This is a genomic window from Salmonella sp. SAL4457, assembly GCF_046548235.1.
Lineage (GTDB): Bacteria > Pseudomonadota > Gammaproteobacteria > Enterobacterales > Enterobacteriaceae > Salmonella > Salmonella enterica.
The window spans coordinates 1-444 of record NZ_JBGDZO010000064.1; the positions used below are offsets into that span (position 1 = coordinate 1).

The window sequence follows — 444 nt, forward strand, 5'->3', positions numbered from 1 at the left end:
GTACGACAAGGCCGGCGGCGGCGAGCGGCCGCTGCTGTGGGTGGTCGACCCGCACGGCAACCTGGTGCTGCGCTACGACGCCAAGGCCAACGGCAAGAAGCTGCTGAAGGACGTGCAACTGCTGCTCAAGCTCTCGCATATCGGTTGATCGGCGTGGCCGGCGCGGTTCCCGGCCCGATGAGGACAGAACGACAAGAAAAAGGGGCCCGCGAATGTCAGGCGCAACCCGCAAACCCGGTTTCACCGTCGCCGTGCTGGCGACCCTGCTGGCCGCCGTGGTGGTCCTGCTCGGCGCCTATACCCGGCTGACCCACGCCGGCCTCGGCTGTCCGGACTGGCCAGGCTGCTACGGCTTCGTCCACGTGCCGCTGAGCGAGGCGCAACTGGCCCACGCCGACCTGCACTTCCCCGACGCCCCGGGGGAGGCGCAGAAGGGCTGGAACG

At 69.4% G+C, this 444-nt stretch carries 1 protein-coding gene; it reads left to right on the forward strand.

Annotated features, from left to right (window positions below):
• Nucleotides 1–212: 212 nt before the first annotated feature.
• Nucleotides 213–444, forward strand: a 232-nt coding sequence (locus tag ACLJNW_RS23235; protein WP_410961090.1) for a COX15/CtaA family protein, incomplete at its 3' end; no start/stop codon positions are given.